The organism is Weissella cibaria KACC 11862, assembly GCF_000193635.1.
Lineage (GTDB): Bacteria > Bacillota > Bacilli > Lactobacillales > Lactobacillaceae > Weissella > Weissella cibaria.
Genome location: NZ_AEKT01000059.1, coordinates 1 through 371 on the forward strand (window position 1 = coordinate 1; position 371 = coordinate 371).

At 46.6% G+C, this 371-nt stretch carries 2 tRNA genes; both read right to left on the reverse strand.

From position 1 onward, the window contains the following. Nucleotides 1-157: 157 nt before the first annotated feature. Nucleotides 158-230, reverse strand: a tRNA-Thr gene (locus tag ESE_RS0111130). Between the two features lie 4 nt (nt 231-234). Next, nucleotides 235-307, reverse strand: a tRNA-Asn gene (locus tag ESE_RS0111135). Between the last annotated feature and the right edge of the window lie 64 nt (nt 308-371).

A 371-nucleotide genomic window follows, 5' to 3' on the forward strand; every position in this document is an offset into this window, starting at 1 on the left:
TGTGACCTCAATGCCATCATCACGACACGCGTTATTTCTAACTTACAAGACATTATTTTACGGAAGACTAACCTAATTGTCAACACTTCCTATGTCCCTAATGTCAAGGACTCTCGAAAATAAAAAACACCTTCGGCGAAGATGTTTTACTAACGAGTGCCGACTGGGGGATTCGAACCCTCGACCTACGGTTTACGATACCGTTGCTCTACCAACTGAGCTAAGTCGGCATAACTCCGAATGTCGGGCTCGAACCGACGACAACACGATTAACAGTCGTGTGCTCTACCAACTGAGCTAATTCGGAATGATATGCATAGCGACGTCCTATCCTCGCAGGAAGCGATCCTCCAACTACTTTCGGCGCTACT